Annotated in this window: 20 protein-coding genes; 10 read left to right on the top strand and 10 right to left on the bottom strand. The window is 66.5% G+C overall.

Annotated elements, in window-relative coordinates; translation table 11 throughout:
- The first annotated feature begins 31 nt into the window (after window positions 1–31).
- From HD883_RS24505 to HD883_RS24490, 4 genes are all read left to right on the top strand, one after another.
- Complete coding sequence (locus HD883_RS24505; RefSeq protein WP_179589693.1) at window positions 32–1,024, top strand: Bug family tripartite tricarboxylate transporter substrate binding protein; 993 nt, start codon at window positions 32–34, stop codon at window positions 1,022–1,024.
- A gap of 30 nt (window positions 1,025–1,054) precedes the next feature.
- A complete protein-coding gene (locus tag HD883_RS24500; RefSeq protein WP_179589692.1) occupies window positions 1,055–1,960 on the top strand; it encodes a polysaccharide deacetylase family protein in 906 nt (301 codons plus the stop codon).
- A 62-nt stretch (window positions 1,961–2,022) separates the two neighbouring features.
- Window positions 2,023–3,483: a sensor histidine kinase efflux regulator BaeS gene (gene baeS, locus HD883_RS24495; protein ID WP_306456328.1), complete on the top strand. Its 1,461-nt coding sequence runs from the start codon at window positions 2,023–2,025 to the stop codon at window positions 3,481–3,483.
- A 3-nt stretch (window positions 3,484–3,486) separates the two neighbouring features.
- The gene (locus tag HD883_RS24490) at window positions 3,487–4,161 is read left to right on the top strand and encodes a response regulator (protein WP_179589691.1); all 675 of its coding nucleotides are present in this window, start codon (window positions 3,487–3,489) and stop codon (window positions 4,159–4,161) included.
- Between the two features lie 13 nt (window positions 4,162–4,174).
- On the opposite strand, the gene HD883_RS24485 is transcribed toward HD883_RS24490, so the two are convergent.
- The 5 genes from HD883_RS24485 to HD883_RS24465 form a co-directional block, all read right to left on the bottom strand.
- On the bottom strand, window positions 4,175–4,399 hold the full coding sequence (locus HD883_RS24485) for a hypothetical protein (protein WP_179589690.1): 225 nt from the start codon (window positions 4,397–4,399) through the stop codon (window positions 4,175–4,177).
- 120 nt (window positions 4,400–4,519) lie between these two features.
- Window positions 4,520–5,431, bottom strand: coding sequence for a LysR family transcriptional regulator (locus HD883_RS24480; protein WP_179589689.1), 912 nt, complete (start codon window positions 5,429–5,431; stop codon window positions 4,520–4,522).
- A gap of 106 nt (window positions 5,432–5,537) precedes the next feature.
- The gene (locus HD883_RS24475; protein ID WP_179589687.1) at window positions 5,538–6,512 is read right to left on the bottom strand and encodes a Bug family tripartite tricarboxylate transporter substrate binding protein; all 975 of its coding nucleotides are present in this window, start codon (window positions 6,510–6,512) and stop codon (window positions 5,538–5,540) included.
- Between the two features lie 120 nt (window positions 6,513–6,632).
- Window positions 6,633–8,051 carry a M20 family metallopeptidase gene (locus tag HD883_RS24470; RefSeq protein WP_179589685.1) on the bottom strand — a complete coding sequence of 473 codons (1,419 nt, stop codon included), beginning with the start codon at window positions 8,049–8,051 and terminating at the stop codon, window positions 6,633–6,635.
- Window positions 8,052–8,192: 141 nt separating this feature from the next.
- Window positions 8,193–9,110 (bottom strand): LysR family transcriptional regulator, encoded by a 918-nt coding sequence (locus tag HD883_RS24465; RefSeq protein ID WP_179589683.1) that lies wholly within the window; start codon window positions 9,108–9,110, stop codon window positions 8,193–8,195.
- Between the two features lie 129 nt (window positions 9,111–9,239).
- Here HD883_RS24465 and HD883_RS24460 point away from each other — a divergent pair, with 129 nt between their 5' ends.
- Both HD883_RS24460 and HD883_RS24455 read left to right on the top strand, forming a co-directional pair.
- On the top strand, window positions 9,240–9,851 hold the full coding sequence (locus tag HD883_RS24460) for a DUF4286 family protein (protein WP_179589681.1): 612 nt from the start codon (window positions 9,240–9,242) through the stop codon (window positions 9,849–9,851).
- Window positions 9,848–11,005, top strand: a complete 1,158-nt coding sequence (locus HD883_RS24455) for a mandelate racemase/muconate lactonizing enzyme family protein (RefSeq protein ID WP_179589679.1) — start codon at window positions 9,848–9,850, stop codon at window positions 11,003–11,005. Before HD883_RS24460 ends, HD883_RS24455 begins: the two co-directional genes overlap by 4 nt.
- Before the next feature lie 9 nt (window positions 11,006–11,014).
- On the opposite strand, the gene HD883_RS24450 is transcribed toward HD883_RS24455, so the two are convergent.
- Complete coding sequence (locus HD883_RS24450; protein WP_257022625.1) at window positions 11,015–11,965, bottom strand: Bug family tripartite tricarboxylate transporter substrate binding protein; 951 nt, start codon at window positions 11,963–11,965, stop codon at window positions 11,015–11,017.
- A gap of 113 nt (window positions 11,966–12,078) precedes the next feature.
- The gene (locus tag HD883_RS24445; RefSeq protein ID WP_179589674.1) at window positions 12,079–12,861 is read right to left on the bottom strand and encodes a nitroreductase family protein; all 783 of its coding nucleotides are present in this window, start codon (window positions 12,859–12,861) and stop codon (window positions 12,079–12,081) included.
- An 80-nt stretch (window positions 12,862–12,941) separates the two neighbouring features.
- Here HD883_RS24445 and HD883_RS24440 point away from each other — a divergent pair, with 80 nt between their 5' ends.
- The 3 genes from HD883_RS24440 (at window position 12,942) to HD883_RS24430 (ending at window position 14,951) form a co-directional block, all read left to right on the top strand.
- Window positions 12,942–13,376 (top strand): RidA family protein, encoded by a 435-nt coding sequence (locus HD883_RS24440; protein ID WP_179589672.1) that lies wholly within the window; start codon window positions 12,942–12,944, stop codon window positions 13,374–13,376.
- A gap of 221 nt (window positions 13,377–13,597) precedes the next feature.
- The gene (locus tag HD883_RS24435; protein ID WP_179589670.1) at window positions 13,598–14,059 is read left to right on the top strand and encodes an Rrf2 family transcriptional regulator; all 462 of its coding nucleotides are present in this window, start codon (window positions 13,598–13,600) and stop codon (window positions 14,057–14,059) included.
- Entirely contained in the window at window positions 14,049–14,951 is a 903-nt protein-coding gene (locus tag HD883_RS24430) for an NAD(P)/FAD-dependent oxidoreductase (protein ID WP_179589668.1), read from the top strand. The genes HD883_RS24435 and HD883_RS24430 overlap by 11 nt, the downstream gene beginning before the upstream one ends.
- Before the next feature lie 9 nt (window positions 14,952–14,960).
- On the opposite strand, the gene HD883_RS24425 is transcribed toward HD883_RS24430, so the two are convergent.
- Complete coding sequence (locus HD883_RS24425) at window positions 14,961–16,592, bottom strand: tannase/feruloyl esterase family alpha/beta hydrolase (protein WP_179589667.1); 1,632 nt, start codon at window positions 16,590–16,592, stop codon at window positions 14,961–14,963.
- Between the two features lie 322 nt (window positions 16,593–16,914).
- Here HD883_RS24425 and HD883_RS27855 point away from each other — a divergent pair, with 322 nt between their 5' ends.
- The gene (locus HD883_RS27855; RefSeq protein WP_257022624.1) at window positions 16,915–17,046 is read left to right on the top strand and encodes a hypothetical protein; all 132 of its coding nucleotides are present in this window, start codon (window positions 16,915–16,917) and stop codon (window positions 17,044–17,046) included.
- Window positions 17,047–17,073: 27 nt separating this feature from the next.
- Here HD883_RS27855 and HD883_RS24420 read toward each other — a convergent pair whose 3' ends face one another.
- Together HD883_RS24420 and HD883_RS24415 are read right to left on the bottom strand one after the other, a co-directional pair.
- Window positions 17,074–19,530 (bottom strand): TonB-dependent siderophore receptor, encoded by a 2,457-nt coding sequence (locus HD883_RS24420; protein WP_179589666.1) that lies wholly within the window; start codon window positions 19,528–19,530, stop codon window positions 17,074–17,076.
- A 90-nt stretch (window positions 19,531–19,620) separates the two neighbouring features.
- Window positions 19,621–20,958 (bottom strand): sigma-70 family RNA polymerase sigma factor, encoded by a 1,338-nt coding sequence (locus HD883_RS24415; RefSeq protein ID WP_179589665.1) that lies wholly within the window; start codon window positions 20,956–20,958, stop codon window positions 19,621–19,623.
- Window positions 20,959–21,040 lie beyond the last annotated feature (82 nt).

The raw sequence follows: 21,040 nt of genomic DNA, 5'->3' as shown, positions 1-21,040 counted from the left end.
CTCGTAATCCACATCCGTCTCCGGAGGTTCCATGTCTGCCCGTCGCTACACTGCCACCCTGGCAACCACCACTGCCGCCTGCGCGGTCGCCCTGATCGCCGTCTCGTCCGCCTGGGCACAGACGTCCTACCCCACCAAACCGATCCGCCTGGTCGTCGGCTTTACCGCCGGCGGCATCTCGGACGTGATCGCACGGTCCATCGCCGTCAAGTTGTCGAGCGAGCTTGGGCAACAGGTCTATGTCGAGAATCGTCCGGGCGCCGGCACGACCATCGCGTCGGACCTGATCGCGCGTGCCGAGCCCGATGGCTATACCTTGATGCTGCAGGACGTCACCACCCACGCCATCAACGCCACGCTGTATCCCAAGCTGTCGTATGACACCGTCAAGAGCTTCACGCCGGTGGCGATGGTGGCCTCGACGCCCCTGATGCTGGTGGTCAACCCCAGTTCGCCGGTCAAGAACGTCAATGAACTCATCAGCATGCTGAAGGCCAAGCCGGGCGGGTATTCGTACGGGTCGTCCGGCAACGGCACGATCGTCCACCTGACCAGCGAGATGTTCAACAACGCCGCCAAGGTCGACGCGGTGCATGTGCCCTACAAGGGCAGTGCGCCCGCCACGCAGGCCATTCTGGGCGGCGAAGTCGCCTTCGTTTTCAGCAGCATGCCGCCCGCCATTGCCGCGATGAAAGGCAACCGGCTGCGCGCGCTGGCCGTGACCACACCCAAGCGCGTAGACACCGCGCCCGATGTGCCGACCATGATCGAAGCCGGCGTGCCGAACTTTGAAGTGGTGCTTTACAACGGGATCATGGGACCAGCCAACATGCCGGCCGACGTGGTGCAGAAACTGAATGCCGCCTTGGCCAAGGTCGTGGCCACGCCCGAGATCAAGACCCTTTACGAGAGCCTGGGCGCCGACGCGGTGACGATGTCGCCGAACGACTTCGGCACGCTGCTCAATCGTGAAGTCGTGAAGTACGGCCCCATCGTGAAGGCGACGGGCGCCCGTGTGCAGTAAGGGACACGCAGCAACCCAAAAGGAAAACGGATGACACGCAAGCCGCTGCTGCCGCAGCATTCTCGTTACGACTACGTTCCCCTGCCCGAGCGCAAGGACTACGCATGGCCGGAAGGCAAGCGGCTGGCGTTCTGCCTGACCACGAACATCGAGTGGTTCGCGTTCGGCGCAGGCATGGGCCACGATCCGGCCAAGACCGGCGAGCCGCAGACGCACCGCAATTATTCGTGGCGCGACTACGGCAACCGGATCGGCATCTGGCGCCTGTTCGACCTGCTGGATGAACTGGGCCTGCCGGCCGCGCACAACTGCAACAGCCTGGTCTATGACTACGCGCCGCAGATCATGGATGCGCTGCGGGCGCGGGGCGATGAAGTGGTCGCCCATGGCCGCAGCAATGCCGAAAACCTGCGCGGCCTGTGGGAGCCGGACGAAGAACGGATCCTGCGCGAGATTACCGAAACCATCACCCAGCGTGAGGGCGCGGCGCCCAAGGGCTGGATGGGATCGGGCGCGTACGAGACGTCGAACACGCTGGATCTGCTGAAGGAGATCGGCTACGAATACGTGATGGACTGGCCGATGGACGATCAGCCGGTGTGGCTGCGCACCAAGCATGGCCCGCTGCTGTCGGTGCCCTACCCGATCGAGTTGAACGACTCGCAGGTGGTGATCCATCGCAAGCAGGATGCGGGCGACTTCTGCCAGATGATCATCGAGCAGTTCGATGAAATGCTGGAGCAGTCGGTCAAACATCCGCTGGTCATGAACGTGTCGGTGCATCCGTATGTGTTCGGCCAGCCGTTCCGCCTGCGCATGCTGCGACGCGCGCTGAAGCATTGCGTGGATCACGTGGGCCGCGATGCGGTGTGGTGGACCCGGCCGCGTGACGTGGCGGCGCATTGCATGGCCCTGCCGCCGGGCGTCGTGCCGTGATCAATAATGTGAAAATTATGTGAAGTCCCCGACAAGGCGCCCCCGGCGCCTTGTATAACGTCATGGATACGCGACACTTCGTCGCCTCGGGCCTGAACCCGTTGCCGGCGCCAGCGATGTCTTCCATGAAATTCGGTATTACCTCCAAGTTGTTCGTCGTCATCCTGGCGACCTGCATCCTGATCGCCTTCGCGATGGCAGGCGCCTTGCGCTGGAGCTTCGAACGCGGCTTTGTCGACTACCTGCGCGAGCGGGAAGCCGAACGGGCTACCAGCCTGAGCCTGGTCCTGGCCGATGCCTACCGCGAGCACGGCGACTGGGAATTCCTGCGCAACAACCCGCCGCGCTGGCGTCGCGTGCTGAGCGCGCCCGGCCGCAATGTCGAACGCGCAGAGTCAACGCAGCAGGACGATTACGGTCCCCCGCCGCCCCCGCCGCCGCGCTTCACGCTGCTTGATGCCGATCACAAGGTGGTCGTGGGGCAGCAGCCCGGGCAGCCTATTGCCTCGCAATTTCCCATCGTGGTGGACCGGCAGGCCGTGGGCTGGCTGGCCGCGCCGCCGATCCGCGCGCGCAACAACAGCGATGCCGATGACCGCTTCCAGGAGCAGCAACTGCTGGCCACCTGGATCATCGGCGGCATTTCCTTGCTGGTGGCCGCGCTGGTCAGCATCCTGCTGGCGCGCGGCTTTCTGGCGCCCGTGCGCCGCATGGCAGGCGCAACGCATCGGCTGGCCGCGGGCGATTACGGCACGCGGGTCGATACCCGGTCGTCGGACGAACTGGGCCAGCTCGCGCAGGACTTCAACCACCTGGCGAGCGCGCTGGAGCGCAACGAAGAACTGCGGCGGAACATGGTGGCCGACATCTCGCATGAACTGCGCACGCCGCTGGCCGTGCTGCGGGGCGAGCTGGAAGCCGTGGAAGATGGCGTGCGCGCCATGTCGCCGCAGACCATCGCATCCTTGCAGGCCGAGGTCACCTTATTGAGCAAGCTCATTGATGACCTGCACGAGCTGTCGCTGGCCGACGTGGGCGCGCTGACCTACCGCATGACTCGTCTGGATGTGGGGGCGCTGTTGCGGCAGACCGCCGGCATGTTCCAGGACCGGATGGCGCGCAAGTCCCTGGGCATGCAGATTGAATTGCCCGCCGGCCTGCCGCCCATCCAGGGTGATGCGCAGCGGCTGACGCAGCTGTTCACCAACCTGATCGAAAATTCGGTGCGGTACACGGATCCGAACGGCATGCTGCAGATCACGGCGCATGCGGCGGGTTCGGAGGTGATCATTGTTCTGCAGGACACTGCGCCGGGTGTTCCGGCTGACATGCTGCCCCGCCTGTTCGAACGTTTCTTTCGCGTGGAATCGTCGCGCAACCGGCAACATGGCGGATCGGGCCTGGGCCTGGCGATCTGCCAGCGCATTGTCGAAGCGCATGACGGCCGGATCGAGGCCTTGCCGTCCGAGCTGGGCGGCCTGCAATTGCGCCTGACGTTTCCCGCATCCCTTTCCCTGGATTGACCCATGGCTACCATCGTCATTGTCGAAGATGAACCCAAGCTCGGCGCCTTGCTGGGCGATTACCTGAAGGCCGCCGGCTACGAAACGCACTGGGTGGCGGACGGGCTGGAGGCCTTGCCCGCGATCAAGCGCCATGCGCCCGACATGGTGTTGCTGGACCTGATGCTGCCCGGCAAGGACGGCCTGGAAATCTGCCGCGAATTGCGGGTGTTTTCAGAGGTGCCGGTGATCATGCTGACCGCGCGGATCGAAGAGATCGACCGCTTGCTGGGCCTGGAACTGGGCGCCGACGACTACATCTGCAAACCCTTCAGTCCGCGCGAAGTGGTGGCGCGGGTCAAAGCCATCCTGCGCCGCACGCGCGGCGCGGCGGCCCACGCGGCGCAGGAAGCCACCGGTCTGCATATCGATGAGGCGGGCTATTCGGTCAGCCTGGATGGCCACGACATTGACGTGACACCCGTGGAATTCCGGCTGCTGCGCGCGCTGGCGTCCAGCCCGGGCAAGATCTTTTCGCGCGATCGCCTGCTGGATCAGCTGTATGACGATCACCGCGTGGTGACCGACCGAACCGTCGACAGCCACATCAAGAACCTGCGGCGCAAACTGGAAGTATGGCGGCCGGACCAGGATGTGATCCGGTCGATCTATGGCGTGGGGTACCGGCTCGAGCTGTGACGCACCTGCTGCGTCATTTGCGCAGGTCGCTCCAGTCAGCCGCGTAGGCCGACAACGCTGCCGCCACCCACATCACGAACACGCCGATCCAGATCGTGTTGCTGCCGCCCGGCTGCTGCTTCATCAGCGCGTAGACCGTGCATCCCACTGCAATGAGGATGAGATACGGCGCGCGTCGGCGCGCATAACTCGCGCGGGTGTCGTCCGGCGATCGCCGGGGGTCCTTGAACAGTCCCATGTCTTGCTCCAAATGATTCGGTGGCATTTTACGAAGATCTGGCGGCAGCGCGCGACTTGGGGGGATCGGGGCGCTGGGGTTAACCCGCGGACCCGCGCAAAGGAGCCGCCGGAGTCGAGGTCAGCCCAGCGGCGCCAGCCGGGTGGCCAGGAAGCTGACGAATTCCTGGACAAGTCCTGGCAGGCTGCGGCCGGCCAGGGTCTGGATCTCGATGTCACGCTGCGCCATGCCGCGTTCCCGTACGGGCACCGCAGCCAGCGTGCCGGCGGACATGCGGTGGCTGACGGCGACCCGCCCTGACAGGGTGATGGCATCGCTGTTGGCCACGAAGTCATACACCGCCGACGCACTGTTGCTGCACAGGGCCGGCACGATGGCGATGGCGCGCGCGCTGCAGGCAATATCGAAGAGCTGCCGGATGGTGGTGCTGACCGGCGGCAAGGCCAGCGGATACGCCGCCATCTGCTGCAGCGTGACCCGTTCGGCGCCCGACAACGGGTGCGTGGGCCGCATGACCGCCATGATCGCCGAGCGCTGGCTGTATTCCACCTTGATGTCTTTTTCGGCGACCCGGGCGAAGGTCAGCCCGACGTCGGCATCGCCTTCGCGCAGGCGGCGCGATACGTCGAAGGTTTCGCCGACATCCAGCTCGAACTGCACGCCCGGGTAGCGCTTCTGGAAGTCGAGCATGGCGCGCGGCACGAATTCCATCGCCATGCCTTCGGTGCTGCAAAGCCGGATCAGCCCGGTCTTCAGTCCACTGAGGGCCTGGATTTCCTTGGCGACCCGATCAGCATCCTGTGCCGCCTTGTAGGCGTAGGCAGCGAGCACTTCGCCCGCCGAACTGGGCACCATGCCGCGAGCATGGCGCTCGAACAGCGCCGCGCCCAGGTGTTCTTCCAGCGTGGCGATCTGCCGGCTGATGGCCGATGCGCCGACATTGAGCCGTTCGGATGCGGCAGTGATCGAACCGCAGCGCACGACTTCGAGGAAGTAGCGCACGCCCGTTTCCTGCAGGGGACGAGAATCCATGACAGCGACCGGTAAAGACGATGAGGCCTGACGATGAGGCGTGACTGGCCAGCCAGGCGTCGTGACAGCGTACACCTGTCACCGGCGCATGGCTGCCTTCTTCTCATCAGTCCATCGAGATCGCGCCGCGCTGCGCCACGGCGGTGAACTGCGCGATTTCGGCGTTGACCTTGTCGCGGAAGGCGTCGCGCCCCAGCATGACCGGCTCGAAGCCATTGGTGGTGAAGACCTTGCGGACCTCGGCGTCTTGCATCACGTCTTCGGTCGCCTTGCGGATCGTGTCGATGATGGGCGCGGGCGTCGATGCCGGAGCCACGAAGCCATACCAGCCGACCAGGCCGGCACTGGGGGGCAGGCCGGCTTCCTTGAGCGTCGGGACGTTCGGCAACTGCGGCATGCGGTGGTCACCCGACACGGCAAAGGCTTTCATGCGGCCGGCGTTGACGTGCGGCGCGGCCGACGCCACGGTGTCGACGGCCCAGTCCAGTTCGCCGCCAATCAGGGCCGTGGTGAGCTGCGCGCTGCCCTTGTAGGGCACCGCCAGCATGGTCGCGCCGATAGTCTGCGCGAACATTTCACCGGCCAGGTGCGGGGCCGACCCGGCGCCAAAGGTGCCGTAGGTGACGCCGCCCTTGCTGCTCTGGGCCTTGGCCAGGGCGACCAGGTCCGCCAGCGACGTGGCGGCCAGGTCGGGCTTGCCCACCAGCACCGACGGCGCCAGCGCGACGATGCCGATCTGCTCGAAGCTGGCGAGCGGCTTGTAGGGCAGGTCTTTTTTCAGGGCCGGCAGAACCGAATAGGTGCTGGAACCGGAGATCATCAACGTGTAGCCATCGGGCGCGGCGCGGGCCACGGCCTGTGCGCCGATCACGGTCGCGGCGCCCGGACGGTTTTCAACGATGACGGTCTGACCCAGCTTGTCGCCCAGCTTTTGCGCCAGCACACGCGCCACGGCATCGGTGCCACCGCCCGGCGGGAACGGGACAACGATCTTGATGGGATGGTCGGGATAGGCGGCGTGGGCCTGCGCGGTGACCAGGACGGACAACGCGGCGGCAAGGGTACAGACGATGCGGTGCATGGCGGTTCCAGGATGAAGAAGGGCGAAAGCCGGATTCAATCAGTGTGCTGATGAAAAGATCTTGGGGCGGACGGTGGGGCGTGGGGGCGTGCCTGTCAGGCCGGATGCATGGGGGCCCTGTCAGGCCGCAAGGCGCCGTCGCGCCGCGCCCTCGCGCAGGCCTGCGCCCGCGTCCCCCAGGTCCCAGAACAGGCCGGCCATCATGGCCAGCCCTTCGCGGGTCACGCTTTCAAGCAGGTGTTCATTGGGCGCGTGCTGGGCGCACGCAGGATAGGAATGCGGCACCCAGAGCGTGGGCAGACCGAGTTCGTCAGCAAACACATCATTGGGCAAGGAGCCGCCCAGGTTGGGCAGCAGCACCGGGGCCTGGCCGGTAGTGGCCGTGACCGACTGCGCGGCCCACTGCACCCACGGGTCTTGCGGATCGAGCCGCGTCGCGCCTGCCCGGGCGCCGATCGTGATCTGCACCATCGGAAACCCGGCGGCGTCCAGATGCGCGCGCACGTGCTGCTCCAGCTGCTGCCAGTCGGTGCCGACCACGAAGCGCAACTGACACCACGCGCTGGCCCTGGCCGGAATGGCGTTGACGGGCTTGGCGGGCTGGCCGGCATCCAGGGTCAGGATTTCCAGCGTGTTCCAGCCGAACACCTGCTGCGCGGCATTCAGGCCTGGTTCGCCCCAGGTCGGATCCACGACCGGATCATCGGCGCCCGTCCCGACCTGCAGATCGCGGACCGCGCGGTCCACCGTGTCGGGCATGGCGGGCGGACGCAGCGCGTCGATGACGATGCGGCCACGCGCGTCGACCAGACTGGCCAGCGCATGCGTCAGCACGATCGCGGGGTTTTCGAGCAGCCCGCCCCAGTTGCCCGAGTGGTAGGCCCGATCGCGCGAGGCCACGCGCAGTTCGAAGTTGACGGCGCCACGCGACCCCATGAACAGGGTCGGCCGTTCGGCGGCCAGGCGGGGCCCGTCGCTGGCGATCAGCAGGTCGGCTGACAAGCGCGAACGCTGGGCGCGGCAGAATTCGAGCAGGCCCGGCGAGCCGGCTTCTTCGCCCATCTCGAGCAGGATCCGGACGTTGTAGCCCAGCCGGCCCTGGCGCGCGTCGATCGCGGCCTGCAGCGCGGCGAATACGATCGAGTGCTGCCCCTTGTTGTCGGCAGTGCCGCGGCCGAACCAGCGGCCGGCGTCGTGCACCAGCGTCCAGGGGTCCAGGCCATCGCGCCAGGATGCGGCCTGCCCGCGGACCACGTCGCCGTGGCCATAGAGCAGCACCGTCGGCAGGGTGCTGTCCTCGATACGGTCCGCCACCAGGAAGGGCAGATCGCGTCCGGTGGGGTTCGGATAGGTGGTGCAGACGAAGCCCATGGCGGACAAGGCCGGGGCAATGTCATCGGTCAGATAGGCATGCAGGACCGGCGCCTGACCGGCTTCTTCGCTCTCGGTCGCCATGGCGACACGGCGGCCCAGGACCTCGGCAAAGTCCCCGGAGTCAAGATGATGCAGGGCATGCTGGATGGCGGATTGGCGGGTCACGGGCAGGGTCCTTCTGAATTCGACGGGCCACTTTATTACCGGAACAGCCTTTCTACAATTGGAATTAATCGATGCCAGGTTTGCTTTTTATGCAAACCTTGGCGATCGTCTGCCGGGGTGGTCGGGATGACCCGGATGCTTTCAGGGCAAGGCCGGCCGGCCCTCGAACAGCGCGGTCCAATCGATGCGTTGGATCAACGCGCCCACCGCCCCGCCTGCCGCGCCGGGCGGCTTGCTGCGCGACGTGGCCAGTACCAGGCGGTTGCGCAAGGCCGGGCTGCCGATGGGCGCCCACGCCAGATCGGCCGCACGCGCGGTGGCCGACAGGGTGCTTCGCGGCAGCACGGTATAGCCCTGCCCTTCCGCCGCCATCCGCAGTTGCGTGTGCACGGCGTCGACCTCGGCCACGATATCGAGCGCGACATCTTGCGTGCGGCAGGCCGCTTCAACAACGGTCCGGATGGCATTGGGCCGGCTCGGCAGGATCATGGGATAGCGCCCCAGGTCCGCCACCGGGATGGCCGCGGGCAGCCGATCGCCATCGGGCGGATGGCCTACCAGCACCATTTCTTCGCGGAACAGCGGCACGCAGTCCAGCTGCGACGTGGCCGGCGGATCGTAGAGCAGCGCCAGATCGAGCCGGCCGGCCAGCAGGGCTTCGCGCAACTGGGCGCTCAGGGCTTCGACCACATTGATGGCGACCTGTGGGTCCGAATCGCGAAAGGCGCGCAGCAGCACGGGCGTCAGGCAGTGCGCCACGCGCGGCGGCAGCCCGATGCTGACGCGCCCCGCGCCGGTGTCGATCACGGCGCGCACGTCGCGCTTGACCTGTTCGGCATGCGCCAGTAGCGCCTGGCCGTGCGCCAGCATGCGCTGTCCAGCCTCGGTCGGGACCACGCCGCGGCCATGCCGATGAAGCAGCCGGCAGCCCAGTTCCGCCTCGAGCAGGCTGACCTGGCGGCTGAGCGCCGGCTGGGTGACCCCAAGCACGTGGGCGGCGCGGGAAAAGCTGCACAGGTCGGCCACCTGCACGAAATAGGCTATCTGCTGAAGGTCCATGACCCGAAGGATATAACGAAACCTGATAGCAGAAACCCCCTGGGTCGGCTTGTTCGGCCCGGTCAAAGCGCGCAGGATTCGCATCATCCGGCCGCCTTGCGTCCGACTCGCCTTCTTGCGGAGACTGCCTTGCCCCGTTCCACCCACCTTGTCAAAATCCTTGGCCGCGCGCTGGATGCCGATGCGCTGCGCCAGTTGTCGTCGCGGCTCGTGGCCGCGCTGGGCGTCAATCCCATTAAGGATGCGCTGGCCTCCACGCAGTCGGATGACACCTATCTGATCCTGGACCGGGCCGATATCGATCCGGCCCTGTTTGAAGGGCTGCGCACCGAGACGGTCGAATTGACCGAGACCACCGTGCTGCCTGGCAAGTCGGCCGGCCAGCCCGCGCCCTTCCACTACATTGTCGAGACCGACATTGCGCCCGATGCCGAGGGCGACATGAACGCCTGGTACGAGCAGGAACACCTGCCGGGCCTGGCGGCCGTGGAAGGCAATGTGCTGTCGCGGCGGCTGGTGGCGGCCCAGGGCTCGCCGCGCTACTACGCCTGCTACGACCTGGTGGATCCGTCGGCCCGCCAGACCGCTGCGTGGACGGCGGTTACCGCCACGCCCTGGAGCAGCCGCGTGCGCCCCAGCTTCCGCAACACGCGGCGCACGATCTTTGCGCGCCTGCCGCTGGCGTCTGCTTCTGCTTCTGCTTCTTCCTCCGATCCCCGCACCGAGAGCGACCGTCCATGACCGCACCTGCCACCGACACCTCCGCGCTTGCCCGTGCCCGCATCGTCCGTATCGAGACGATCCCGTTGCGCGTCAAGCTGGACCGCGCCGCGACCGGATCGACGTTGAAACTGACGCATCGCTGCACGATCGTGACCCGCATCCACACCGACGCGGGCGTGATCGGCGAATGCTTCGTCGGCAATGACGAGGAACTGCAGCCCGCGATCATCAAGCTCATCCACACCGAACTCGAACCCCTGCTGGTCGGGCAACGCGTGGCCGCGATCGAAGATCTGTGGGCCCTGACCCGCAAGGCCACCGAACCGTTCCTGCGGGATCGGCGCGTGGCCCTGCGCGCGCAGGCGCACATCGATGCCGCCTTGCATGATGCCGTGGGCAAACTGCTGGGCGTGCCGCTGCATGTGTTGTGGGGGGGCGCAAAAACGCGCGTGCCGGTCGTGGCGCTGGGCGGCTACTACCGCACCACCGGCGACCTGGAAGGGCTGACCGACGAAGTGGCCGAGCTGAAGGCCTTCGGCATTCATGGCCTGAAGTTGAAGCTGGGGGGCAAGACGCCCGCCGAAGATGCGGAGCGCGCGCGCACCGTGCGCCGCGCGGGCGGTTCGGACTTTACGTTGGCGGTGGATGCCAATCAGGGCTGGAACCGGCAGCAGGCGCTGCAATTCATTTCGATGACCCGCGACCTGGACCTGGCCTGGTTCGAAGAACCCTGCCACTGGGACAACGACCGGTCGGACATGGCCATGGTGCGCGCGATCAGCGGCGTGCCGATCGCGGCCGGCCAGAGCGAACTGTCGCGCTTCGGCTGCCGTGACCTGATGGTGGCGAATGCCATCGATATCTGCAACTTTGATGCGGGCTGGGGGGGCGGCCCGACCGAATGGCGTCGGGTGGCGGCCATGGCGTCGGCCTTTGGCGTCAGCGTGCTGCAGCATCTGGAACCGCAGATCGGCCTGATGATGTCGGCCGGGGTCGGCAACGGCATGTTTGCCGAAGTCATGCTGCCGTGGCGCGACCCGTTCTTTTATCAGCTGATCGGCAATCAGAAAGCGCGGCCTTTCGAGGACGGGTACTACACCCTGCCCGACGGTCCGGGCTGGGGCATGGAGTTCGACCTCGATTACCTGGAGTCGGCGCGCCGCAAGGACTGACCGCGCGCCCTACTTGCCGAATTCCAGCGCGACCTGGGACTGTTGGGCGATCTTGTCCCACCGCGCCAGTTCGCTCTGGTTGGTGGCAAGGAAAGCCGGCGCGTCTTGGGGCCGCGGCTCGAACCCCGCCGCTTCGATGCGCGCCATCATGTCGGGTTGGGCCAGGCCTTCGGCAATGTCGCGGCCCAGTTGCGCAACCAATGCGGCCGGCATTTTAGACGGCCCGTAGATACCCAGCCAGCTGGTGACGGCAAAGTCGGCGACGCCGGCTTCGGCCATGGTGGGCACGTCGGGCAACTGCTTGGTGCGATAGGGACTGGTCACGGCCAACGCCTTGAGCTTGCCGGCTTTCAGCAGCGGCACCAGGGGCGGCAGATTGGAGAAACAGAAGTCCAGGTTGCCGTTGGCCGTGTCGATCAGGGCTTCGCTGCTGCCCTTGTACGGCGCATGCATCAACGCGACGCCCGTGGTCGAACCGAACAGTTCGCTGGTCAGATGCGCCGAGGATCCCAATCCGTTGGTGCCGTAGCTGAGCGGCGCCTTGGCCGCCTTGGCCCGCGCGATCAGGTCCTTGACCGAGTTGGCCGGATAGTTGCTGGACACCACCAACACGTTGACGAATTCAGCGACCTGCGCGATCGGCACGAAGGACTTGACCACGTCGAGCGGCAGGTTGCGCACCGTGACCGGCGGAATGACATTGCCGCCCAGGCCGCCCGTGATCAGGGTGTAGCCGTCGGCAGGCAAGCCTGCCACGTACTGCTGACCGATCACGCCGCTGGCGCCCGGACGATTCTCGATGATGACGGGCTGGCCATACTTGCGGTTCAGGATGTCGCCCACCAGGCGCGCCGCCACGTCGGTCACGCCGCCAGGCGGGTACTGCACGACGATCCGTATCGGACGGGACGGATAGACGTCCTGCGCGACTGCCGATGCCATCCAGGGCATCGGCGCCATGAGACCCATTGCCTTCAATACTGTTCGACGATCCATATTGCCTCGAAGTCTTTGAAAAACGTTGCGGGGGGCGTCTCCTCACGCCTGGTCTTGTCGGGCGGCACATGCATCATTCATGGGGTCGGGGCGGCGTCCTCCGCGGTCGGCATGGGGAAACGAAAGCCCTGCCTGACCAGCGTGGCGGCCACGGTGGTGTAGGTCGGGACGGCGTATCGGCTGGAGATGGCATCGGACCAATTCTGCGCATCGGGGCGGCCCAGGGCCTGCGAGTAATCCTGCATCCGCGCATCGAGCGCATCGATGGTGTCGGGCAATGCGTGGTCGCGGTAGACCTCGTCGTGCCAGGAGGCAGCCAGATCGAACCGGGGCTTGGGCAGGGTCGAACGAGTCTCGACATGGCCCATGCAGATGCCGGCCATCGGCACCACCAGCGGCGGCAGTTCGAGCAGGTCGACCACGTCCTGCATCTGGCGGCGCACCCCGCCGATCGGACAGACATCGAGCCCGAGCGCACGCGCCGCCGTCATCATGGTGGCCATGACGATGCCGGTGTCGACGCCGCCAATCAGCAGGCTGTTGACGTTGTCGTGCACGACCTGCTCGCGTCCCTGCTTGCGGGCGGCCAGCGCGGTCTTGTGAAAGTCCATGAGCAGCACGACAAAGACCGGGGTCCGGGCGATCCAGGTCTGATTGCCGCAGTATTGCGCCAGCCTGGCCCGCTTGTCGGCATCGCGAACGACGACCCACGACACGTTCTGCGCGTTGTTCCAGGTAGGCGAACGGCGTGCGGCATCGAACACTTTTTCGAGCGTGTCGTCGGACACCGGCTGACCGGTGAAATCGCGTTCGCTGCGATGCGCACGCAGCAGATCCAGGACATCACACGCTTCTTGCATCGTTCGGCTCCGTAGACTGGTTTATATGATAATCATACAATTACAGCGTTATCAATGACTGCCGCGCTTGGAGATCTGCAATGTCCGCCACCCTTCCCTTCACCCACGTTCCCGTCCCCGGCAGCCGATCACCCATCAGCCGCGCGGTGGGCGTTCCGCCCGGCGCCACCACCTGGTACCTGAGCGGCCAGATGCCTTCCGTCATCGATCCCGCCGCGCCGCCCGACAGCCGCGCTGCCTACGGCGATACCTATCGCCAGACCTTGAGCACGCTCAAACGCCTGGATGGCATCCTTGCCGGCATGGACCTGTCGATGCGCGACGTAGTGCATATGCGCGCAAGCCTGGTCGCCGACCCGGAGCTCGGCAAGATGGACTTCGACGGTTTCAACGCCGCCTGGGCCGAGTTCTTTGCCGGGCAGGACAGCGCCTGGCCCGCGCGCATGGTGCTGCAGATCGCGGGGCTGGTGAATCCGGCCTGGTTGCTGGAACTCGAGGTGATCGCGGCGAAGTGACGGCCGCGGCTTGGGCAGGTTCCTTGAACCTGCTCCGGAATCCTGCATCGGCCGCGTCCCCCGCGCCATGTGACAAACATAGGCGCGGCGCGCAGGCCCGTCGATACATCGTGAGCCATACCCGGTATGGCTGACACGCATGATCGCGGCCGGCAGGGGCGCGACGCTTGCCGGGCCTGAACCGTTGACGCCGTCCGAACTCATGCAATATCATTTGTTGCATGAAAAGAGACAGCCGATTGTCGGGCGTGTTGCACGTACTGCTGCACATGGCCCAAAGCCCCACTCCCGTCACGTCCGAAGCCATGGCCCACATGATGTGCACGCATGCCGTGGTCGTGCGCCGCGTCATGGCCGGCCTGCGCGACATGGGCTATGTCCGGTCCGAGAAGGGGCACGGCGGGGGCTGGTCACTGGCCTGCGATTTGAGCGCGCTCACGTTGCGGGACGTGTATGACGCCCTGGGCGCGCCCGAGCCGTTTGCGATGGGCCATCGCACCGAAGCGCCCGGCTGTCTGGTCGAACAGGCCGTGAATGCGGCGCTGGAAGACGCTTTCAAGGACGCCGAGGCGTTGCTGCTCGAACGCTTCGCGCAGGTGCCGCTGTCGGCGCTGGCCGACGACTTCGGGCGCCGCCTGGCCCTTCACCACGGGAATCCGGGAGATCACCACCATGCACCATGACGCCATCATCGTGGGCGGCAGCTATGCCGGCCTGTCAGCCGCGATTCAACTGGGGCGCGCGGGCCGCAAGGTCTGCATCGTCGACACCGGCTTGCCCCGCAACCGGTTCGCTACCGCATCGCACGGCTTCTTTGGCCACGACGGCCAGGCGCCAGCCGAGATGCTGAGCCGGGCTCGCGAACAGGTGCTGGCGTATCCGACCGTGTCGTTTGTGCAGGATGAAGCGATCAAGGCCGAGGGTCAGGACGGGCAGTTCACGCTGCGCATGGCGTCAGGCGTGCAGCGCACTGCCAGCAAGTTGCTGTTGGCCTTTGGCGTGTCGGACGAACTGCCGCCGATTGAAGGGATGACCGAGCGCTGGGGCCAGAGCGTGCTGCATTGCCCCTATTGCCACGGCTATGAATACGGCGGCAACGCGCTGGGCGTGATCGGGCGATCAGTCCACGCGGCGCAGCACGCGGTGCTGATTGCGGAATGGGGCCCGACCACCCTGTTTCTGGACGGCCAGGATGCCCTGGATGCGGATGGCCGCGCCCTGCTCGCAGCCCGAGGTGTCGCGATTGAACCAGCGCCTATTCGTGCCCTGCAAGGCGACGCCCCGGCATTGAGCGGCGTCGCATTGGCAGACGGGCGCACGGTGCCGATCGAGGCTTTGTATCTTGCGCCCGTGACCCGCCTGAACAGCCCGATCGCGGCGCAATTGGGATGCGAGCTTGCGGACAGCATGTTCGGTCCGATCATCGCGACCGATGCCATGAAGATGACCACGGTGCCCGGCGTCTTCGCCGCAGGGGACGCGGCGCGGGCACCGCACAACGCCACGTGGGCGTCGGCGGATGGGGTCACGGCAGGCACGGCATTGCACCGCGCCCTGGTGTTCGGAACAGCCTGAGCGGCGCGTTCAACCGCAGGTGAAGTTGGCCGCGTCGTCGATGCTGCCGGTGCCCGAATACTTCGCTTCCTTGGGATACGCGCAGATGGGCCGCGTGCGGTTCACGACCTGGTTCGCGACCCGGCTGGCCGGCAAGGCGTCGGGGGCGACGCCGCTTTCCACCCAGGTGTCGAGTGCGGTCAGCCAGTCGACGGTCGACGTGCCGGTGCCGCCGCCGCAGTGGCCCATGCCCGGGACGAGGAACAGCCGCGCAAAGCTGGCCACCTGGGCGGGCGAGCCTTGGGCCTGGGCCAGGCGATCGAAGTAGGCGATGGTGTCGATCGGGTTGACGACGGGATCGGCCCAGCCGTTATAGACCAGCAGCTTGCCGCCGCGTGCCTTGAAGGCGGAGACGTCGGTGCTGAGCTGGTCCACCAGGGGACCGACAGTGGTGCGTGCCGTGGCCATGCCCTGGTCGAAGTCGAAGGTCCACCAGTTCCAATTCGGATCGTTGAAGACCCAGTAGCGCCAGTAGTCGGCACGGGTGGGTTCGGTGGTGCCCCAGTACGAGGCCCAGCCGGATTCACTGCCGACGGGCCAGCCCGGGTAGACCTGTTCGCCGGTGCGCAGGTTGCGCGCGCCCGAATACATTTTCTGCATGGCGCTGACTTGCGGCGCGGTCAGGCAGTTGGCGTTGTCGGCGCCAGTGCATTGCAGGCTGGCGACGTTAAACACATCGGGCGTGCATCGGCGGGGGTCACTGATGACGCCGTCGGTCACGCCGTCTTTGGCATCGCAAGCCGCGACGGCCTGGCGCGTCACAAGCTGGATCTTGGCGTTGGTCAGGATGGGCGTGGTGTTGTCGTTCTGCGCGTGGTTGGCCAGGAACTGCCACATGAAGCCCGCGTTCAATGCGGTGCGGTTGTTGCCCGGTGCGCCAGCGATCACGCCGTCGAAGTCGGCGGGGTAGCGCTGCACTTCGGCATAGCCCTGGTGGCCGCCGGTGGAGCAGCCCTGGTAGTAGGACCGCGCGATGGTCTTGCCTTGCACGGCGGTGATCGCGGGTTTGGCGGCCTGGGTGATTGCGTGGATGGACCGGGTGCCCCAGTCGCGGATCTTTTCGGGGTGGCCGATGCCGAATTTGAGGTCATTGGGATCGGCGCTCTGGTGGCCGGTGTCGCCGCCGACCGTGGCGTAACCGCGGCCCAGGGCGGCCACCATGTCGCCGTAGCTCAACGCCGGGCTGTAGCCGCCGTTGCCGGTGACCACGACCTTGCCGTTCCAGGCAGTGGCCTTGGGGACCCACACTTCGAAGTTGATGAGCGAGTCGCTGGTGGGGGCGGACCGGCCTTGCAGGCGGCAGAAAGCCGGCACGGTATAGCTGGCGGTGCCGGTCGGAACAAAGGGGCCGGCAGCGACTTCGGTTGCCGCGGTAATGGTCGCATCGGGCAGCGCCATGCCGACCATGCTGGCGCAACTCATGGCGACAGGTGGCGGCGTCGTGCCTGCATTCGCGTCATCGTCGTCGCCCCCGCACGCCGCAACGATCAGCGGGGCGCCAAGGATGAGCACACCGGCGCGCAGGCCGGAATGCAGACGGCGATGAAGGGCAGGAGCCCGGGACCGGCCACCGCCGGGGGAACAAGGCTTGGACGCACGCATGATTCTGTCTCCGTGGAATGTCTGGATCTGCTGACTGGGTCAGCTAGTTGTTTTGATCAACCGGATAATGGACTTTATCAACGGTATGCCAGAGACTCTATTGCGGGGCGGCGCGACTGGGCCAATCGATTATTCGGATGGATTCACTTGTTTTGCGGATGGGTCCATCCTGGACAGGCTCGTCTGTGAACACGCGTTACATCGGTTTCCGGCCGTGGCATGGCGGGGGTGCGCCGCCCCGAGCCGGGCGGACTCGCGTAGACTTGGGGCATTCGCACGTCGGAACAGCCTCGTTCCGCCGGCGTTTCAACAGGAGAGCACCATGACCCACGCCAGCTTCGGCTTCATGTACGCTACCGCCGCCACGCTCGACGTCGTCCGTGGCAAGACCACCCACCGGAAGAACCCGGGCAAGCGCGGCAAGCAAGGCGGATCCGTCACCCGCGGCGCCTGATAGGCACAGGGGCGGCGGCATCCGGCTTCACCAGCGATAGCTTGCCGTCCCCATCACCGTCAAACGGTCCCCATATCGGCATGTACCCGAGCAATACAGGTACTGCTTGTCGAACAGATTCTGCGCCCGCATGCCCAACTGCCAGTGGGCGTCCAGGTCGTACGTGAAGGTCGCGTCCACCAGCGTGTAGCCCGGTGTACGGCGCTCCGATGCACTGGCCGCCGTGGTCAGCGGTCCCAGATACCGCACCCCCGCCGCCACGCGCGCCGCAGGTAATCCCAACATTCCCAGACGATAGTCCGCCCAGACCGACGCGGTGTGACGTGGCACGCCTTGCGTCGCGGTCCCGACCACGGCCGGATCCGTGTCGGCGGTCGTGCGGGCATCCGTGTAGTTGTAGGCCGCAATCACTTGCAGGCCGGGCGCCAGGGTCGCCCGTGCTTCCAGCTCCAGACCCCGGCTGCGGACCTTGCCGCGCTGCACGTCGTACCGGCTATCGGCCGGATCGTCAGTCACCACATTCTTTTGCGTCAGCTGATAAAGCGCGGCGCTGAGCAGCGTTTTCGATCCGACCGGCTGGTAGCGCACACCGGCTTCGAACTGTTCGCCAACCGTCGGCTTGAAAGGACCTGTGCCCGGCCGGGCCGAGCCGCTGGTGGTCGGAAAGAAGGACTGGCTGAAGCTGACGTACGGTGCAACACCGTTGTCGAAGGTGCGCACCAGCCCGAGCCGGCCCGAGAACTTGCGGTCATCCTGATCGGTGCGAGCGCCCGTCTGGTACACGGTGGTCTTGCTGTCGGCCCAGTCGTAGCGGCCGCCGGCCACCAGCACCCACTTGTCGTCGAACTTGAACTGCCCCTGCGCATACACGCCCTTTTGCAGGCTGACGAGTTCCGACCCCGAATCCACCGACGTGACGGTGGGCAGACGGGACATCGAAGGACCATTGAGCGGCAAGGCCGGCGCGTTGCCGGTGAACCGGTGCGCGCTGTAGTCCTTGCGATAGACATCGACCCCGCCGAGCAACGTCGATTCCCACAGCCCGCTGCGGCCCGTCCATTGGACGTTCGTATCGCTGGTGGTGCCACGTGAGTCGTCAAAGCGCGTGTCGTAGCGGCGGGCCAGAGACGAACCGCTGATCGTGCGCGGCGTCAGGTAGCGGTAGTCGACATCGGACCGATACGCGCGCAAGGCATGGCGCAGCAGCACGCCGGACGCAAAGCGGTGTTCGGCCACGTAGCCCGCGGTGGTCATGCGGCCGTCGTAGTTGTCGTAGTCGCGCTCGCCCGTGAATTGCCGGTAGCCGATCTTGGGACCGGGCCGGCTGCTGAAGATCGTCGTGTTGTAGTCCATGGGCGCGACCAGCCGCGTGTCGATCTTCTGGTAGCTGGTCAGCAGCGTGATGGACGTGGCCGCGGACGGGCGCCACGTCAACGCCGGCGCGATGTACAGCTTGTTGTCTTGCACCGGGTCGACCTGCGTATCGCTGCGGCGGACCAGCGCGGTCAGCCGGTACGTGAGCGAGCCGTCGTCATTCAGGCGGCCGCCGTGGTCGGTGCTCAGTTGCTTGCGGCCATGACTGCCCAGTTGCAGATTGATTTCATGCAAGGGGTCCGCCGTGGGACGCTTGCTGACCGTGTTGATCAGGCCACCGGGCGACAGCTGCCCATACAGGACCGACGATGCACCGCGCAGCAGTTCCACCCGTTCAAGGCCGTAAGGTTCCTGGCCGCCATCGAACTGCGCGGCCTGCAACTTCATGCCGTCGCGCAGGATGCTGCCCGTGCGTGCGCCGGCATCGAAGCCGCGCACGTTGTAGTCGTCGGTCAGTCGTGCAAAGCCATTGGGCTGCGCGACGATGCTTGGCACATAGCCCACCGCATCCGACAGCGAATCGCTTTTGCGCAGCGCCATTTCGTCGGCACCGACAACCGAGATGGACTGCGGGGTTTCGAGCAGCGGCGTGTCGGTCTTGGTGGCCGTGGCGCTGCGGCGCGCGACGTAGCCGGACACGGGTCCGTAGGCGTCTTCGGCTGGCGCGCTGACGGACACTTCACGCAATTGCGACGGCGCGACTTCAAGGGTGAGCGTGCTGCCGCGGCGATGCACGACCAGGCCGGCGCCGCGCACCAGATCGCTCAAGGCGGCGTCGATCGACAGCGTGCCCTGCACCGCGCGACCGTTGCGTCCGTCAACCAATGCCGGCGCGTAGACGAGCTGGGCGCCGGACTGACGGCTGAACAAGGCCAGCGCGGCCGGCAGCGGCAAGGCCGGGATGTCGAAGGTGGCGGTGCGGGATGGCGATGCGATCGCGGTCGTGCCGAAGGCGGATGCCGGCGATGCCAGCGGGGCGGCGACGCGATCGGCTGCGACGGCATCCGCCGTGGCTGCCATGGTCTGGGCAGTTGGCCACAGCGTGATCGCCAGCAACCAGGCGGTCGATGCGCCTGCGCGCGGCGAAAGGGAATTCAGGGAAGACTTCATGGGGTTCCATCGTCGTGGGAGGGGTCCTTCCTACAACGCATCAGCCCTTGCCCATCCTGAAGCTTTTTTTGCCTGCGGCCGCGAACACGGTCAGCGCCCCGGCCGGGTCACCTGCCACCGGCCATCCGCCAGGGTCGCCGCCACCGGCAGGATGCGCGGCAAGGCAGCCAGGAAGTCGTCGACCTTGTCGGTCCGCACCTGGCCCGACAGGCGCAATGGCGACACCGCGGCGTCCAGGTCCACCGTCTGCGCAACATAGCGCCGCAGCCGATCGATGACATCGTCAAGCGGTTGGTTGTCGAACGCCACCATTCCGTGCCGCCACGACGCGGCCTCCGACACGTGATCGTGGCGCTCGATGGATGCGGCCGGCGGGCGGCGATCGTCATGGGGCAGCACGCGCAGGCGCTGGGCCGCCGTCAGTTCCTGGCGGGGCCAGCGCCCTTTTCCGGTAGGCTCGACGGCGACGCGTCCGGATTCGACCTCGATACGTACCGCGTCGGACGGTTCCCGTTCGACACCGAAGCGGGTGCCAAGCACGGTGACCCGCACCCCGTCGTGTTGGCGGGCGACATCGACCTGGAAGGGCCGCGCGGGCTCGGGCGTGACCTCGAAAAACGCCGCACCGGCAAGCAGAGACACGACCCGCCGGCTGCCGTAATACGTGACGTCGACCCGCGACGCGGCATCGAGCGTCAGCACCGAGCCATCGGGCAGCACATGGCGCGCGCGCTGGGCGTGCTGCGTGGCATAGGCATCCTGCCACTGCGGCGTGGCGTAGGCGGCCCAACGCCACAGGGCCGCACCGCCCAGGCCGAACGCGCCCAAGCCCAACAAGGCCGACAAGGACTGCCGCCTTCCTTGCCGCGGCATGTGGGACACAGCGGACCGGCTGCCGTGCCACCGATGCATGGCGGCTTCGACCCGGTCCATGGCAAGCATCATGTCCCGCTCGATCAGGTTGCGCGACACGCCAAATTCGCGCGCCAGATCGGACTGGTCTTCACCATGCACCTTGTTGCGCAGGAAGACCTGCCGCGCGCGGTCGGGCAGTCCGGCCAGCGCGCCGTCGACCGCGCCGATCGCCTGGCGGTACATGAGGGACTCGGCTTCGTCGGGCGATGCGGCCAGCGTGGGCGCTGCATGGTGGTCGGCGTGACGCTGCACCGTCTGCTGATGGCGCAGCCGGTCAATGGCCAGGTGGCGCGCGCTGGTGAAGATGTAGGCGCGCGACTCCGACGGGCAGGTGGGCGGCGTCAGGCCATCGCGCTGCGCGAGTTCGGTCAGGCGGATCCAGGTGTCGTGGGCGATGGCGTTGGCTTCGTCTTGCGAACCGGTGCGCCGGGTCAGGAAGCGGACGAGATCCCGGTAGCACCCCAGGAAGGCGACAAGCAAAGGAGAAGGCGTCGGGGCGGAAGGCAGCAGCATGACAGGGGCGTCGAAGCGCACGGCAACAGGCAACCCGCGACGGTACCACAATTGCGAATGAGGTTCATTCTCAATATTCGGG

The organism is Pigmentiphaga litoralis (assembly GCF_013408655.1).
GTDB classification, from domain to species: domain Bacteria; phylum Pseudomonadota; class Gammaproteobacteria; order Burkholderiales; family Burkholderiaceae_B; genus Pigmentiphaga; species Pigmentiphaga litoralis_A.
This window is presented reverse-complemented; position numbering and strand designations above follow the sequence as displayed.